This window comes from Variovorax sp. P2_H12, from assembly GCF_056403395.1.
This window is the reverse complement of the sequence record NZ_JBFUFO010000219.1, coordinates 1-429: the sequence shown is the minus strand read 5'-3', so window position 1 is coordinate 429 and position 429 is coordinate 1. Positions and strand designations below refer to the sequence as shown.

1 protein-coding gene is annotated in these 429 nt (G+C 73.9%); it reads left to right on the top strand.

Going from position 1 to position 429, the window contains the following annotated elements:
* Positions 1-40: 40 nt before the first annotated feature.
* Positions 41-429 (top strand): hypothetical protein (locus AC1DYK_RS35895; protein WP_478170602.1); only part of this gene is annotated, 389 nt, incomplete at its 3' end.

Below are 429 nucleotides of genomic sequence, written 5' to 3'. Positions count from 1 at the left end.
GCTCGGCGCAGGCGCCCCGTTGCCGGTGGCCGCGGCCCTCATGCTGCTGGCGCTGGCACCGGTGTCCGCGGCGACGGCAAGTGCGATGGCGCTGCGCACCCGGCCGGTGCAGGCGGCGGTGCCGGACGACGACGAGCAGGACATCTCGCCGGACGAGCAGATGCCGGCTCCGGCACCGGCGCCGACCGGACTGCCGTGGGGTGTGGCGCTGACAGCGGTCGGTCTCGCGGTCGAAGCGTACTCGAGCCGTGATGGCTCGGGCAGTGCGTTCCCCCTGCCGGGGAAGCTCGACACCACCCCGGCGTGGGTACTGGCGGGATGGTCACTGACCGCGATCGGTCTGGCCATGGCAGGCCCCGGACTGACGCACTTCGCCGGACGGCTGCTGCAGGCGATGCGCCCAGGAGCCGTACGCCTGCTGGCCGGAAG